Annotated in this window: 12 protein-coding genes and 1 other annotated feature; of the genes, 3 read left to right on the top strand and 9 right to left on the bottom strand. The window is 35.0% G+C overall.

What is annotated here, in order from left to right; translation table 11 throughout:
* Window positions 1-50: 50 nt before the first annotated feature.
* The 8 genes from AST02_RS00520 to AST02_RS00485 form a co-directional block, all read right to left on the bottom strand.
* A complete protein-coding gene (locus AST02_RS00520; RefSeq protein ID WP_069814940.1) occupies window positions 51-1,874 on the bottom strand; it encodes an assimilatory sulfite reductase (NADPH) flavoprotein subunit in 1,824 nt (607 codons plus the stop codon).
* A gap of 99 nt (window positions 1,875-1,973) precedes the next feature.
* Window positions 1,974-2,435 (bottom strand): DUF3021 domain-containing protein, encoded by a 462-nt coding sequence (locus AST02_RS00515; protein WP_069814938.1) that lies wholly within the window; start codon window positions 2,433-2,435, stop codon window positions 1,974-1,976.
* Window positions 2,432-2,872 carry a LytTR family DNA-binding domain-containing protein gene (locus AST02_RS00510; protein ID WP_069814937.1) on the bottom strand — a complete coding sequence of 147 codons (441 nt, stop codon included), beginning with the start codon at window positions 2,870-2,872 and terminating at the stop codon, window positions 2,432-2,434. Before AST02_RS00510 ends, AST02_RS00515 begins: the two co-directional genes overlap by 4 nt.
* A gap of 314 nt (window positions 2,873-3,186) precedes the next feature.
* Window positions 3,187-3,927, bottom strand: coding sequence for a cyclase family protein (locus tag AST02_RS00505; RefSeq protein WP_069814934.1), 741 nt, complete (start codon window positions 3,925-3,927; stop codon window positions 3,187-3,189).
* Window positions 3,928-3,951: 24 nt separating this feature from the next.
* Entirely contained in the window at window positions 3,952-6,198 is a 2,247-nt protein-coding gene (gene metE / locus AST02_RS00500) for a 5-methyltetrahydropteroyltriglutamate--homocysteine S-methyltransferase (RefSeq protein ID WP_141714580.1), read from the bottom strand.
* Window positions 6,192-8,033, bottom strand: coding sequence for a bifunctional homocysteine S-methyltransferase/methylenetetrahydrofolate reductase (locus AST02_RS00495; protein ID WP_069814931.1), 1,842 nt, complete (start codon window positions 8,031-8,033; stop codon window positions 6,192-6,194). Before AST02_RS00495 ends, metE begins: the two co-directional genes overlap by 7 nt.
* Entirely contained in the window at window positions 7,987-9,162 is a 1,176-nt protein-coding gene (gene metC, locus AST02_RS00490; RefSeq protein ID WP_069814929.1) for a cystathionine beta-lyase MetC, read from the bottom strand. Before metC ends, AST02_RS00495 begins: the two co-directional genes overlap by 47 nt.
* The gene (locus tag AST02_RS00485; protein WP_069814927.1) at window positions 9,159-10,262 is read right to left on the bottom strand and encodes a PLP-dependent transferase; all 1,104 of its coding nucleotides are present in this window, start codon (window positions 10,260-10,262) and stop codon (window positions 9,159-9,161) included. Before AST02_RS00485 ends, metC begins: the two co-directional genes overlap by 4 nt.
* Before the next feature lie 62 nt (window positions 10,263-10,324).
* Window positions 10,325-10,701: a binding site (T-box leader), on the bottom strand.
* A gap of 180 nt (window positions 10,702-10,881) precedes the next feature.
* Between AST02_RS00485 and AST02_RS00480 the strand changes: the two genes are divergently transcribed.
* Entirely contained in the window at window positions 10,882-11,727 is an 846-nt protein-coding gene (locus AST02_RS00480; RefSeq protein WP_069814925.1) for a ParB/RepB/Spo0J family partition protein, read from the top strand.
* 306 nt (window positions 11,728-12,033) lie between these two features.
* On the opposite strand, the gene AST02_RS00475 is transcribed toward AST02_RS00480, so the two are convergent.
* Window positions 12,034-13,638 carry an amidohydrolase gene (locus tag AST02_RS00475; RefSeq protein WP_069814923.1) on the bottom strand — a complete coding sequence of 535 codons (1,605 nt, stop codon included), beginning with the start codon at window positions 13,636-13,638 and terminating at the stop codon, window positions 12,034-12,036.
* Window positions 13,639-13,930: 292 nt separating this feature from the next.
* Here AST02_RS00475 and AST02_RS00470 point away from each other — a divergent pair, with 292 nt between their 5' ends.
* Together AST02_RS00470 and AST02_RS00465 are read left to right on the top strand one after the other, a co-directional pair.
* A complete protein-coding gene (locus AST02_RS00470) occupies window positions 13,931-15,076 on the top strand; it encodes a globin domain-containing protein (protein ID WP_069814921.1) in 1,146 nt (381 codons plus the stop codon).
* Between the two features lie 421 nt (window positions 15,077-15,497).
* A complete protein-coding gene (locus AST02_RS00465; protein WP_069814909.1) occupies window positions 15,498-16,226 on the top strand; it encodes a phosphoadenylyl-sulfate reductase in 729 nt (242 codons plus the stop codon).
* Window positions 16,227-16,502 lie beyond the last annotated feature (276 nt).

Raw genomic sequence — 16,502 nt, 5'->3', positions numbered from 1 at the left:
TTTGATATGAATTAAATCATTGTTCTGTGCTTAGTTATACTTGATACATACTAATAAACGTCTCGTTGATAACGTTGATTTTTAATTAAATCTCTTAAATAGTCTTCTGCACTATCTTGACTGTAATTACCATGTTTAATCAGTACATTCACTAATGCTTGATGGACACCTGAAGCCATCTCATCTTTATTTCCACATAGATAAATCGTAGCGCCCGCTGTCATCCATTTATAAAATTCAGCACTATTATCTTCAATACGATGTTGGACATAAATTTTAGTTTCAGTATCTCTTGAAAAAGCTAAATCTAATTTACTGAGTACACCGTCACTCAGCCAGCCCTCTAGATCACTCTGATAAAGGAAGTCTGTATCATAATTTTGGTTGCCAAAAATAAGCCATTGTGAGCCTTTAAGATCTAAATGTGCACGTTCTTGTAGATAGGCTCTGTAAGGTGCAATGCCTGTGCCAGCACCAATCATAATGACAGGTGTTGTTTCTTCATAAGGAAATTTGAAGTTTGGATTCTTTTTAAGATAAACAGGTATATGATCACCAGGTTGTATACGTTCAGCAAGTTGAACGGAACAAACGCCTAGACGTTCACGGCGATGTGCTTCATATTTCACGACACGTACTGTGATTTGTACACGATTTGGATTAACGTTGTTACTGCTTGCGATTGAATATTCTCTAGGTGGTAACTTTCTTAATAATTGCGGTAACATTTTTGGTTGAAGTGATACGGGTGAAAAGTCTTTAATCAAATCGATGACATCTCGACCATAAATATAATCTTGAATCCAATCACTATTTTGAACATTTGCATTTAACATTGGGTTACTGAATAATTCAGCGGCACTGCTCATTAATGCAGGTGTTATTTTTGAAATTTCAAAGTGATGTGTCAATGCATCTTTTAATGTTAGTTGCTGTTCATCTTTATCAACATAAACAAGTGTTTCAGCGTCCCAGCCTAAAGTATCGATAAAGTGTTCAACAAGGGCAGGATCATTTTCAGGGATCACTACTAAACTATCTCCAGGCTCATATGATTCGTTATAACCCCCAAGAGACAATTCAAGATGTCTGACTTCGCGTGTTGCATTGGCTTCAGTCAGTACATTATTTTGTATCACTTCAGCTTGAAATGGGTTTGATTTGGAATACTGACCATGAGGTTCTTCAATTGTGACTTCGTCGTCTATCACATCATTTGAATCTGTGTTTGGCGAAACGTTGGTCAATAGCTCTAGCATATCTGCGATCCATTGTTCTGCTACTTCTTCAAAATCAAAATCACAATCTACCCTTTCAGCTAATCGATGGCCATCAAGTTTACCAAAGATTTCATCAAAGTCTCTTCCTGCCTGACAAAAATCGGGGTAGCTTTCATCTCCTAATGCGAGTACAGAGAAGTTTAATCCATCTAATTGTGGGGCTTTATCACTGTGCATAAACTCATGGAAATCTATCGCATTGATTGGGGGCTCACCCACGCCTTGTGTAGAGCATATGATAAACAAGTAATCTATATTTGTCAGTTCATCTAGCGGAAAATCATCCATCTCCGACAAATGAACATTTAAATTGTGTTCCTTTAATTTTGCTTCAAATTGCTCGGCAACTTCTTCAGCATTACCTGTTTCAGTGCCAAATAGAATATTTACTTCTAAAGGTTCAGCCGTCGTTGTTGATTCAGGTATTGAATCAGCAGTTGCTCCTGATGACGTCGTATGATCATCTTGTTCTTCAGGATTTACCAAATAACTACCCAACCACTGTTGCTGGCTTGAAGATAATGTTGGCAGAAGTTGATTTATAAGTTCCAATTGTTCTCTATTAAAAGGGGTATTGTTTTCATTAAGTTGCAAATCATTCACCTCGTTTTTTTATTGTATGAGGTTTGCGTAAACATCATGTCCTTAAATCATAACATCATTGAATTACTTTATTAATTAATTGAAATAGGATTAATGTTTTTGATTCTCTGAAATGATTTGGTTTATTTCATTTACATCTCTTTGCGCTCTCCTACTTTCAATAAACCAAATAATAAAGTAAATCATTGTATATATGAGAATAAATACGATGATGACCGAGATTCGGAGTGGAAACCAACCTGCTAATATGCCTAAAGGAAACATGACTATCAACATGACACTAAAGTGAATCACCGTCTTTTTAAAAATTGAGAGGCGGGTATGTGAAAATATTAGTTCACCAAAACTAAATGTGACACCGATGAATGCCCAAATTAGAACGGATATCAGCATAATCTGTAACTCAGTGAAGTGTTCATAGTAAAATCGTCCCATCGTCGATATTGGAGAAACGGGCATAAATTGCGTATGTGAAAAAATAAAAGAAAATAATAACGAAATCATTGTACCTATGGAAACGCCTATAGTTGCCCCATGTATTATCCTTTTCATAGTTTTAAAGCCTCCTTTATTATAGATAAGTATCTTCTGGAAGAATATGTGAAGTCATCATTTGAAAAGCGAATTTCTATAGTTCCATTTTTATTGAGTTTCAAATGGTCGATATAATCGATATTGATGATTTCTGATTTAGATATTTGTAGGAAGTTTGAACTTAATTGTTTTTTGATGGTATATAGTCTTTCGTTCAGCGTAAATTGTTGATTCGATGTATATATAGTTAGTATTTTATTTTCCATCCTGAAACATATAATATCTCGCTGTTTTATAAAGTGAATTTCATCATTATATTTCCCAGTAAATGTTTTTCGGTTGGATAATTGTTTGATGTATTGCACGATATCCGGCAAATTTTCTGCATTTTCGTTAGCTTGTATGATAACTTCATCTTCTGATAATTCATTGTTGTATTTAACTCTCACCTTCATATGCAACGCCTCCTGTTAAGTTAAGTAAAACAAATATGAGCATTAAATACTATATAGTTTAATTAAGTGGTCAGTATTGCTAACTAAGTGGTGACAAATGCACATTAAGCGGATGAACTTTAAAGGTGCACATATAAATACCCCCAAATCATTTTTGGTAGGCAATGATTTGGGGGTATAATTTATATGTTTTAAAAGGAGATGTTGAGATATCAGAAGGGCTCAATTTCTTAATATCTTTGTACATTATAATAGCTAGGCTTTTAAGTTTGGGGTGCTCGTGTATATCTAATGATATTTTAAAGATTTAGCCATTAGGGTGTAATAGCGAATGCGCGTACAGGAAATCCTGGCGCGTCTTTAGGTTTAGGGCTAATCGTGTAAATAATGGCGCCTCGTGTGGGTAGTTGATCTAAATTCGTCAACAATTCAACTTGAAATGTATCTTGTGCTAGGACGTAACGTTCACCAACAATATCACCATTTTTGGCTACATCTATCGAAGCATCTGTATCAAATGTTTCGTGACCAATGGCTTTGACTTGTCGTTCTTCGAGTAAGTATTTTAAAGCATCGAGGCCCCAACCAGGTAAATGAAGGTCGCCATTGCTGTCTTTATTCTCGAACTGTTCGATGTCTGGCCAACGTTTCGACCAATCACTGCGTAAAGCGACAAATGTACCAGGTTCTATTGTTCCATGCGTTGCTTCCCATTGTTTGATATGTGTGCGAGTTAAGATAAAATCTGCATGCGCTGCTACTTCTTGTGAAAAATCTAAAACTACAAGTGGTAGAGCGAGTTCTTTTAAATCTAATTCATGTAAATAGCGTGTGTTTTCCACAAAATGAATAGGTGCATCGATATGTGTGCCGTACTGACTTACTATATTCCAATTTTGAACATAAAAGCCATCGTCTGCTACGTTAAACAGGGTAGAAACTTTAGCGCGTTCAAATTCGCTAAAACATGGAATGGTTTCATCAAATGTGTGGGTCAAATCGACCCACTTTGATGATTTTAATTGCTCTAATTGTTCCCATAATGGATAACTCATGTGTATCACCACCATTTTTAATCGTTATACTGTTGCTGTGTTTGTTGATTTTCGTAACTTATCAACGGCATTTACTAAGACACTTAATGCTTCTTTTACTTCATCTTCTTTACGTGTCTTCAAGCCGCAATCTGGATTGACCCAGAATAGCGAACGGTCAATTTCTTGTAAGGCACGGTGGATTGCTTCTGTAACTTCTGATTCAGTCGGAATACGTGGACTATGAATATCATATACCCCTAAACCAATACCTAAATCGTAAGTAATATCTTCGAAGTCTTTAATCAAGTCACCATGGCTACGAGATGTTTCAATAGAAATCACGTCTGCATCTAAGTCGTAGATTGCATGTATGATTTGTCCAAATTGCGAATAGCACATATGCGTATGAATTTGCGTTTCATCAGCCACGGAAGATGTTGCAAGTTTAAAAGAATGTACAGATTTGTTTAAATAGTCTTCGTGATATTCTGAACGAAGCGGTAAACCTTCTCTTAAAGCAGGTTCGTCTACTTGAATAATTTGAATGCCTTCATTTTCAAGTGCCAATACTTCTTCATTAATAGCGAGTGCAATTTGATCTTGTACTTCTTCACGCGGTAAGTCTACGCGTTCAAATGACCAGTTCAGAATTGTGACAGGTCCAGTGAGCATACCTTTTACAGGCTTGTCTGTTAAACTTTGTGCATATAGCGTTTCTTTCACTGTAAGAGGTTCAGCCCATTTCACATCGCCATAAATGATAGGTGGTTTCACCGCACGCGATCCGTATGATTGTACCCAGCCGAATTTAGTTACTAAGAAACCTTGTAGTTTTTCACCAAAGAATTCAACCATATCATTACGTTCAAATTCACCATGGACTAAGACGTCTAAACCAATATCTTCTTGAATTTTAATCCAACGTGAAATCTCATTTTTTAAGAATGATTGGTAATCTTCATCTGAGATGCGGTCATTTTTCCAATTTGCACGGTATTTACGTACTTCTTGAGATTGTGGAAATGAACCGATTGTTGTCGTTGGTAAATCTGGTAAATTAAGACGTTTGTCTTGTGCTTGTTTACGTACTTTAAAAGCAGATTGTCTTGAAGTGCGCACGCTATCAAAATCATATTCAAGATTTTTAAATGATTGGTTTTGGAAACGATTATAGCGTGCTTTTAATTCATCATATTTTTCAGCATCATTGTCATTAAATAGGCGTCTCAAAGCATCTAATTCGTCTAATTTTTCAGTAGCGAAGCTTAAACCCTCGGCAATTGAATCTTCAAGTGTTTCATCATCTAATGATACAGGAACGTGTAATAGCGACGCTGATGGTTGAATAACAAGGTCATTTGTGTAATTTTGTAAAGTGTCGATGAGTTCTTTTTTAGCTTCAATGTCGGCAGCCCAAACATTACGGCCATCGATAATACCTGCATAAAGTGTTTTGTTTTTATCAAAATCGCCAGCTTTAATTTGTTCAAGGTTAAAGTTATGGTCATGAACGAAATCTAGGCCGAGCCCTTTAACTGGTAGGCTGTTTAAAAACTTTAAATTAACGCGTTCGAAATAAGTTTGTATCACGATATGATTTTCTAAACCAGCATCAGCGAAATACGCATATGCTGCTTGTGTAATACTTTCATAATCTGCACTATCATCTGTCACTAATGCAGGTTCGTCGATTTGAATATATTCAGCCCCAGCATCTTTTAATGATTGTAGAACTTCTTTATATAAAGGTAGTAGTGTGTTTACTTTTTCTTCGAAAGATTGGTCGCCGCCTTTAGATAATTTAACAAATGTAATTGGACCTACAATGACTGGATGTGCATTTACGTTTAAAGATTTTGCATAGTTAAAGCGTTCTAATAATACATTGTGATTAAGTTTCGGTTCTGCATGATCCCATTCTGGAACGATATAGTGATAGTTTGTGTTGAACCATTTGATTAGGGCACTTGCAACATGTTCTTTATTACCTCTAGCAATATCGAATAATAAATCATCATCTATGTCTCTACCTTGGAAACGTTCAGGAATAATATTGAAGAGTAAAGACGTATCAAGAATATGATCATAAAGTGAAAAATCACCGACAGGAATACTTGATAAATTGTAATTTTTTTGTAGTAATAAATTTTCTTTATGCAAATCTGTTAATTGCTGGTGTAATGTATCTAAATCTAATTTTTTAGACCAGTAACCTTCGATTGCTTTTTTCCACTCTCTTTTTCTACCTAATCTTGGAAAACCTAAGTTTGATGTTTTAATAGTCATAATATTGCCTCCTGTTTAGTTGAAGTAATTGATTTTGAATAAGCTGCAAGTTCTAATGTGTAATCTACTTTTTGGAATGGTGTAATTAAATACAAGCCATTAAAATATTCATGTACTGTGTCAATCAGTTCTTTGGATAGTTTCAAGCTTAATTCTTTTGTTTTTGTTTTATCATCTTTAACGGCTTCAAATTGTTCTAACACTTCTTCTGATAATTTAATGCCAGGTACTTCGTTGTGTAAAAATATTGCGTTATTATAACTTGTCACTGGCATAACCCCGATAAAGAAGGGAACATCTAAATGTTTGGTTGCTTCATAGACTTCTTTAATTTTTTCAGTGCTATAAACCGGTTGTGTAATAAAGTAATGCGTACCGCTTTCTAATTTTTTCTCTAAGCGTTTTACTGCACCGTCTAATTTTCTTACATTTGGATCAAAGGCACCTGCGATGTTGAAGTTTGTCTTTGTCTTCAGCGCATCACCATCTGTGTTGATACCTTGGTTGAAACGTAATGCAATTTCGGTTAAACCTTTGGAGTTTACATCGTATACATTCGTGGCACCTGGTAAGTTGCCTATCTTAGAAGGGTCACCTGTAATAGTTAATATTTCATTGATGTCTAGTAGTGATAACCCTAATAAGTGTGATTGCAATCCGATAAGGTTGCGATCGCGACAAGTGATGTGCACTAATGGTTCGATATCGTATTGTTGTTTAATAATGCTTGCTGCAGCGACATTACTAATTCTTACGGTTGCTAAAGAATTGTCTGCTAATGTGACCGCATCGATATGGGCATCATCAAGTTTTTTGATATTTCTGAAAAATGTGTCTGTGTCTAAGTGCTTCGGTGTATCTAATTCAACTATAATCGTCGGTCGTTGCTTTACCTTTGATGTTAGGCTCTGAGATTGTGTTTTTTTAGATGAAGTACTTGTATATTTTGTGATCGGTATGACATTTTTATCTGCTACGGGTTTTAAATTAGCTATGGATGATTTAATGAACTGAATATGCTCAGGTGTTGTACCACAACAACCGCCAATGACGCGAACGCCTTCGTTAATAAGTTTCTGTGCTACATTACCAAAATACTCGGCGTTATCGCTGTATTTGAATTGGCTATTTTCGATATCAAGCAAACTTGCGTTCGGATAGCACGATAAGTATGCGCCTTCTGGTAATTCAATATGTGAGAATGACTGTTGCATATGGTGGGGGCCATGATGACAATTCAATCCCACAATATCAGCGCCACTTGCTGCTACTTGTTGTAATGCGATATTAATCTCTGTACCATCTCTTAAATAATTTGTATTCAAAGCAGTGAGTTGTGCAATAATCGGTATATCGTGTTTACGTTTTGTCGCTTTTATAATATTTGTAAGTTCTTCTAAATCGTAATAAGTTTCAAAGAGTAAACCATCTACGCCAGATTCTACTAAAGTATCCACTTGAATTTCTGTATGATATTGAATCGCAGATAGACCTAAATCTTCTTGTTTAACACCTCTAAATCCTCCAACAGTACCTAATATGAATGTGTCATCTTTTGCAGCTTCTTTTGCGATTTTTACAGCAGATTGATGAATTTCTTTCACTTTATGTTCTAAGCCAAAGTCTTTTAACTTTTCAAAATTTGCGCCATACGTATTGGTCTGTATAATATCAGCGCCAGCTTCAATATAAGAACGATGGATATGTGCTACTTTCTCAGGATGTGTTAAGTTGTAAGCTTCGGGACAAGTATCTAGGCCTTCAGAGTAAAGAATTGTGCCGATAGCGCCGTCAGCTACTAATATGTTGTTCTTCAGTTTGTCGATGAGTTGACTCATTGAAAGCCTCCTTAATTGCGTAATTTAAATCTGAAATTAATTCATCTGCAGATTCTAAACCAACACTTAATCTAAATAATCCAAATGTAATGTTACGTTCTTCGCGTACTTCTTTAGGTACTGCTGCGTGTGACATTGTAGCTGGGTGCGAAAGGATTGTTTCTACGCCACCTAAACTTACAGATACGAGTGGTAATGATAATGCGTCTACAAATGCTTGTGCTTTGGTTTCGTCTTTCAATCTAAATCCTAATACTGCACCGCCATGACGTGCTTGTGATAAATGTAAGTCGTCATTTCCCGGGTAATATACTTCAGCAATTTCATCGCGCTGAGCTAAGAATTCATAAAGTTGTTGCGCATTTTCCACAGATTGATTGAATCTCACTGGCAACGTTTTTAAATGTTTGGCTAAAGTCCAGCTATCGTGGGCGGATAATGCTGTGCCTGTGCCATTTTGTAATAAATAAAGTGCATCTGCTACGTTTTGATTATTGGTAATCGCTACACCGGCAATAATGTCGCTATGACCACTTAAGAACTTCGTTGCACTATGAACAACGATATCTGCACCAAGTGCTAATGGTGATTGACCAAGTGGTGTCATAAATGTGTTATCCACTGCGAGTAAGAGTTGATGTTGCTTGGCGATGTGCGCTACACCTTTAATATCTGTAATTTTGAATAATGGATTAGATGGTGTTTCCACATAAATTAGTTTTGTGTTGTCTTGTATCGCATCTTCTATCTCATTTAAGTTTGTCGTATCTACTGTTGAAAATTGAATGTTAAAACGTGTTAATATCTGTTCAGTTAGTCTGAATGTGCCACCATAAACATCATCAGGTAGGACAACGTGATCACCAGCATTTAACGTAAGCAATACTGCTGAAATTGCGGCGATACCTGAAGCATAAGCAAATGCATGACTACCACCTTCTAGTTTGGCTAATTTTTCTTCTAATAATGCTCTATTAGGATTACCACTTCGTGCGTAGTCGTATTTTGCATTACCACCTAACACTTTTTGATGAAACGTAGAAGAATCATATAAAGGAGGGTTCGCCGAATCATAATCAGTACCTCTATGTGCATCGAATATTACTTCTGTCTCTTTTGATAAACTCATGAAATCACTCCTTGGTTAGATTTTTGTAATGCTTGTATGATATCTTTCTCAATATCTTCATAATTTTCAATTCCGATAGATAGTCTAAGTAAATGTTCATCAATGCCGCGTTTGTCTTTTTCCTCATCTGGCATATCTACATGGGTTTGGGTATATGGAAATGTTATGAATGTTTCAGTACCGCCGAGACTTTCGGCGAATAAACAAACTTTTAAATGTTCTAAGAATTTATCAGCTTTATAAGCTTTGTTTAAACGTAAGCTCAACATGCCAGTGCGTCCGCTATAAAGTACTTTATCAATTGCGTCTAAGTTACTACATCGTTCTGCGAGTAGTTTAGCGTTATATTCTGAACGATCCATTCTGATGTGTAGTGTTTTTAAACCACGTTGTAGTAAATAACTATCGAAAGGTGATAGTGTAGCACCAATCATATTGTGTAACTGTGCTAATTGTTCTGCTAGCGCATCGTCATTCACTGTAACAACACCAGCAAGTACATCGTTATGACCACCTATATATTTTGTAGCAGAATGTAAGACGATGTCTGCACCATCCTCGAGTGGCGTTGAAAGATAAGGTGTTAAAAATGTATTATCTATAATTGTTAGTAAATTGAATTTTTTACTTAAGATATAGTACGGATCAATATCAACATCTATCATTTGTGGATTAGAAATTGGTTCTATAAATAGTGCTTTTGTATTTTCAGTAATACTTTGTTCTACTTCTTCATAATTAAGGAAGTCTACATATTTGAAATGAATACCATACTGTTGCTCGTAAAAATCAAAAAGTCTAAATGTGCCACCATATAAATCGAAAGATACTAATATTTCGTCACCAGTTTTGAATAAGTTACAAATAAGTTGAATGGCTGACATACCACTTGAAGTTGCAAATGAAGCAGTACCTCGTTCTAGTTTTGCAAAAGCTTCCTCAAATGCTGAACGAGTTGGATTTTTCGTTCTTGTATAGTCGTAACCAGTTGATTCGCCTAAGTGAGGGTGTTGGTATGCTGTTGATAAATATATTGGATTTGCAACTGCGCCTGTATGATCTTGTGACAAAGCAATTTGTGCCAGTTCAGTATTTTTCATAATAGATAACCTCCTTTTAAAAATAAAAAAAGCTTCCGTCCTTTACACCCGAATAATCGGATATAAAGGACGAAAGCTTAGCTCGCGGTACCACCTTTGTTTGTTACTCTATCACTAAAGTAACCTTATCCAGTACGCCAAATTGTTGAATAGGCAACAGAGACTGAATAGTGACATCGTATCTTCGTTGAAATTAAAAAACTCATCTTATATGAATAAAATGAGTATTAACGAAATATACGACGCGTGGATTTAATCCAGTACGCCATTTAACAAAATGTTAATACTGTATCGCTATAACGGGCGATCCCGTTGACACCTCATATTGGTATCAACACTCAAAGGCCATTTTCAAACTTTCTTTCCGTGTCTTCTTTCAGCGAACAAAGACTCTCTGTGTCAGCAGTGTAAGTTTTACTTTCCCTATTACTGTGTTTCGTATGTGCAATTCGTATTTGATATACCTTAGATTACACACCAAAATACTTTTTGTCAACAACTTATCTGAAAATTTAGATTAAACAAATTATTTTCCATGTATATTTACTGTCATGAGAGTGATGATATACTGTGAATATATTAAATACGTAAAGAGATATTGGATGAGGAAAGTAGGTGTATGATAATCGAAAATTCAAAAGATCATAGATTACAATTAGAAGAAGATGCTCAAATTCAACAAGTTAAAGTAACGACTATTAAAGCGAACCCTTATCAACCACGTAAAACATTTGATGAGGAACGTTTAAATGACTTAGCAAAATCGATTAAACTTCACGGTATTTTACAACCTATCGTATTAAGAAAGACTATTACGGGTTATCACATTGTAGTAGGTGAACGACGTTACCGAGCGGCAAAAATAGCAGGGTTAACAGAAGTGCCCGCAATTGTTAAAGCACTAACTGATGAAGATATGATGGAACTTGCCATTATTGAGAATTTACAACGCGAAGATCTCAATGTCATTGAAGAAGCAGAAAGCTATCGTCAATTAATGGATGATTTAAAGCTAACCCAACAAGAAGTTGCAGAGCGTTTAAGTAAATCTAGACCTTATATTGCGAACATGCTACGCTTACTACAATTACCTAAAGACGTATCGAATATGATAAGAGAAGGTACACTATCTGGTGCGCATGGACGTACCTTATTAATTGTAAAAGATGTACAAAAAATGCGTCAAATCGCCAAGCAAGTCTCCCGGGAGTCTTGGAGTGTTCGTTATTTAGAGCAATACGTAAATGAGAATTATAATGAAAAAAATACAAAGACGAAAACACAGAAAGCAGCTTCAAAACCTAAGTTTATTCAACAACAAGAAAGACAACTTAAAGAACAATATGGTTCAACCGTTTCTATTTCTACACATAATAAAAAAGGAAACATCACTTTTGAATTTAAATCAGAAGCTGAATTTAAAAGATTAATCCATCAATTAAATGAGAAATATAATAATGATTAACTTACTTCATATGTGAGGAATAAAACACTGTAATTTTAGACTGATTTGCCTAGGACACTGACTCAGCTTGCAGTCTTTGGCTCGTGCTGGTTCCTCATGCGACTCGTCAACATTTTGATAAATGTTAAATATAGCATCACTAAAAAAGGACATGTTGAATTTTGAGTTCAACATGCCCTTTTTTATATCAATGTTTCGTATTGTAGTGCGCGCTTTCCGTGGATATGGTTTGAGACTGTGGTATTGAGATGGATGCCATTCTCATAAGGAGTCTTTCAAACAATACACATCATCCATAGGGCGCTGCTATTTTTTATAGACTAATTTACCGTTACAAATCGTTGCTTCAATTAAGTTGTTATCGAGTGTTACATCTTCCTCGAGAGGATTACGATTCAGTATGACAAAGTCTGCAACATGTCCAACTTTAATTGTACCTTCGTAGTCTTCTGTATGATTTAAACGCGCTGCATCTGCAGTCATCTTTTTATATGCGGAGCTGCGAGATAAACGTTGGTGGGCACCAAGTATCTCACCGTTTTTAGTTTTTCTTTCAACAGCAATCTGAATAGATTCTAAAGGAGAAATTGGTGTCACTGGCGCATCCGTATGCAAAGTAAACACCATGTTTTCATCTTCTGCCCATTTAACTGGGTCTAAATTTTGCGCTTTATCGCTGCCTAAAAAGACATCACGGTGTAAGTCACCAAAATAATACACATGATTAATAAAGAAAGAACCTCCAATATCATGCGCTGCCATTTCTTTAATATCTGAACGCGTTACTGTTTGTAAATGTTCAACTCTATTGCGCAAAGCGTTTGTTTTATACGCTGCTGTATCCTTATAAGCTTCTATCACAGTTTGGGCTGCATAATCACCATTTGCGTGGGTAATAATATTAAAGCCTAATTGCTGAAAATGTTTGAATTTTTCTGTCATCACATCTTGTGACATTAAAGGTTCAGGTGGTGTTGCGCCATCTAAGTAAGTACCTCTTATAGAAGCAGTTTGTAATTGAATAGATCCGTCATTAAAGAATTTTACGCCGCCTAAATGACTCATACGATCACTTTGCTGTTGAAAAGTACGATCAAGTGTTTCGGCATGGACGTCTTTAAATTCAGGATGTTTTTCCAATAATTCATGCGTAATCACCCAGCGTGTGCGGATACGTTGAGGTGCGTTTAAAAATGTTAATATGCCTTCATAGTCTGTGTAGCCATTACCGCCGATGAGTAAATCAGACGTATTCGTTATACCATTTTTTACATAATCATCAATTGCTAAATTCATACTATAAGCGAAACTATCTGCTGTAGATTTAGGTAGTGCTGCTCTTAATTTAACAGTAGCTGGCAATTCAATAAGCACACCGTTGACATAGCCTTCTGAATCTCGTTGGTAATAACCACCTTCTGGATTATCGTCTGTTAGGTTAACACCCATAACTTCAAGTGCCTTGGTATTTACAGTAGCCATATGACCAGAGTAATGCATAATCGCAATTGCAGTATCCTGAGAAATTTGGTCTAAGTCAAAGCGATTAGGATGACGTTGTTCGGTTAAAGCTTTTTCATTATAACCGTAACCTATCAACCAACCGCTGTTAGTTAAGCTATGCTTATTGTCATTAAATTTATTAATTAAGTCTGTGATGTTTAGAATGTCAGAAGCAGCACAATCTACCATTAATTTTGTTGAACCATAGCCTGTCGGATGACTGTGCGTATCTATAAAACCAGGTGTAATCCATTGTTGTTCCAAGTCTAGCGCACTGTCATCTTCTACGATATCTTCTTGTGGCACAATGTCAGAGATGACACCGTCATTTAATATTAGCGTGCCTAAAAATGGTTCATTATCTTCCATATCCAAAATCATTGCATTTACTATTTTTGAAAATTTCAAAGTAAAGCCTCCTACTTGTCTTTTGTATCCATTACATATACTAATCTTGAAAAAAAGTAAATTCAATTGATAACATATTTTAAAGGAGAATTTATTAGTTTAAAATATAAGTTTTTGAGTAGTATAAGTTTTAAATTCATGTTATGCGCATTTGTTTATTTTTAAAAAACGGAAAATAATTACAAATTTATGAATATAGAATGTGAATGTTGTGTGAAATAAGTTTCAATTTATTGTAAGTAATTGAAGTTCGTATAATAATGGATATATACAAAATATTAGGAGGGCCAATATGTTAACTCAAGAAGAGATACAAACAATTAAAGAAACAGTGCCATTACTAAAAGATAAAGGACAAACGATTACATCAATTTTTTATAAGAGACTCTTTGAACAACATCCAGAATTAAAAAATGTATTTAATCAAACTAACCAAAAAAGAGGATTACAATCTTCAGCACTTGCAATGGCTGTATTAGCAGCAGCTGAAAACATCGAAGATTTGTCACCGATTGTTCCAGCGATTATGCCTGTTGTATACAAACACTGTGCATTACAAGTTAAACCCGAACATTACCCAATTGTTGGTGAAAATTTAATATGGGCGATTGAAGAAGTGACTGGTCTTGAAGATGAAGATCCAATTATCCAAACATGGATTAAAGCTTATGGAGAAATTGCTGATGCGTTTATCGGTTTAGAAAAAGAAGTTTACAGCAATATGGCTTGGGATGGTTTCAAACCATTTGAAGTTACTGAAATCACTGAAGAAACTGAGATTATTAAAGCATTTACAATTCAATCAGAGGATATTGATTTAAGTCAATTTGTTCCTGGTCAATATATTACTGTAGATATTACGAGTGAAAAACTACCTTACCAAGCTAAGAGACATTACTCTATCGTTGATGGTGGTAAAGACTTCTTAACATTTGGAGTTAGAAAAGATGTTACTGAAGCGCATGAAGGTGAAGTATCAACAATTCTACACGATGAAGTGTCAGTTGGAGATACGTTAAGCTTATCTGCGCCAGTAGGTGGTTTTGCTTTAGCGAATAAAGAAAATAAACAATTATTCTTAGGTTCAGGTGTGGGCGTTACGCCACTTGTCTCTATGTATAAAGAAGCGGTCGACGCAGGTTTAGAGTCAACATTCTTACAATCAACATCTAATGCGCAAAATGTCGCTTTTGAAAACAAATTAAACGATATTTCTGATCGCGCTTCATTTGCACGTTTTGACACACATTTCCGTGATGAAGACGGCTTTATTGAAGTAGCACAACTACAACAATATGTAGATAATGAAACAGAAATTTATATTTGTGGTGGCGATTCATTCTTAAAAGCAATGATTTCTGAATTACAAACAATTGGCGTGCCAATGGATAATATTCATTTCGAAACATTTATTCCAAGACTTAGTTTTTCAGCATAATTATTAGATAAAATTGAATTTATTTTATGAACTAGCGCCAATGACATTTAATTGTTATTGGCGTTTTTGTCATTTGATTAAAAATAAATTATGATCTTATAAAAATTAAAATAAGAAAAATATTTTTAAAAAATAAGAAATGTTGATGTAACGTGTTTTACAACGTTGTTAATGAAAATTACATTATTATAATTATTATTTAAAAATAATTATCAAAAACATTTTGAACACGCTATGTTAAGCGCTTACATTTCACGAAATTATACTGTTTTTAATAGAAACTATAGTTTAAAAGTACGCTTGACATAAAAAATTACAATGAGTAAAGTATGTATCATAATTATTTTCGAATAATTCTAAAGACTAAAAATGATATGAATTTTAAACACAGCACATTAAAGAAAAGGGGATGAACCCATTAATGTCAGAGGAAAAAATAACATATGAGCACTTTAAAACCGACGCTTTTAGTGACTTAGATATTTCAGATGAAACTAAAGGTGCACGTCAGGTTATCGCATGGGCATATGAAACGTATGGTGATTCGATTGTTTATGCATGTAGCTTTGGTGCGGAAGGCATGATTTTAATTGATTTGATTTATAGTGTTAGAAAAAATGCTGAAATCGTATTTTTAGATACAGATCTTCATTTTCAACAAACCTATGATTTAATCGATAGAGTCAAAACGCGTTATCCAGAACTGAATATCAAGCTTAAAAAGCCAGAATTAACACTAGATGAACAGTCAGAGCAATTCAATTCTGCACTTTGGAAAAATGATCCTAATCAATGTTGTTACATACGTAAAATTAAGCCACTGGAAGAAGTGCTATCAGGTGCTACAGCTTGGGTTTCAGGATTGCGTAGAGAACAATCGCCAAGTCGTCAATTTACAAATTATGTAAACAAAGATGAAAGATTTAAATCAGTAAAAGTGTGCCCGCTTATTCATTGGACCTGGGATGATGTATGGCATTATATTAAAAAACATGATTTACATTATAACGAACTACATGATTTTAATTTTCCGAGTATTGGCTGCATACCTTGTACATCAGCAGTTTCAACTTCCGGAGACTCAAGGGAAGGTAGATGGAGTAATTCTAACAAGACAGAATGTGGTCTTCATACTACTGAAAAACCATAATTTAGATTAAGATTCTTTTTTTACTATTAATCCTTAGTATACACATCGGATATGTATAGAATGAAAGCATAATTTATTCAATAAATATATTATGAGCAAGATATAGAGCTGTTTTTCAGACATGAGCTTAGGACATGAATATATATCTCAAACTCAATTATTAAATTGGCAATAGCTGACTGAATTGAAAATATGCTTATGCAGGAGCTTCAGCCCTTGTATTTCATTTTCTAGTCATCCTTGCCGGTCTGGGCTCATACAACGAAATCTTATTAG

Origin of the sequence: Staphylococcus equorum (genome assembly GCF_001747895.1) — a bacterium.
GTDB lineage: Bacteria > Bacillota > Bacilli > Staphylococcales > Staphylococcaceae > Staphylococcus > Staphylococcus equorum_A.
Note: the sequence above shows the minus strand (reverse complement) of the source record. Positions and strands in the feature narration are given on the sequence as shown.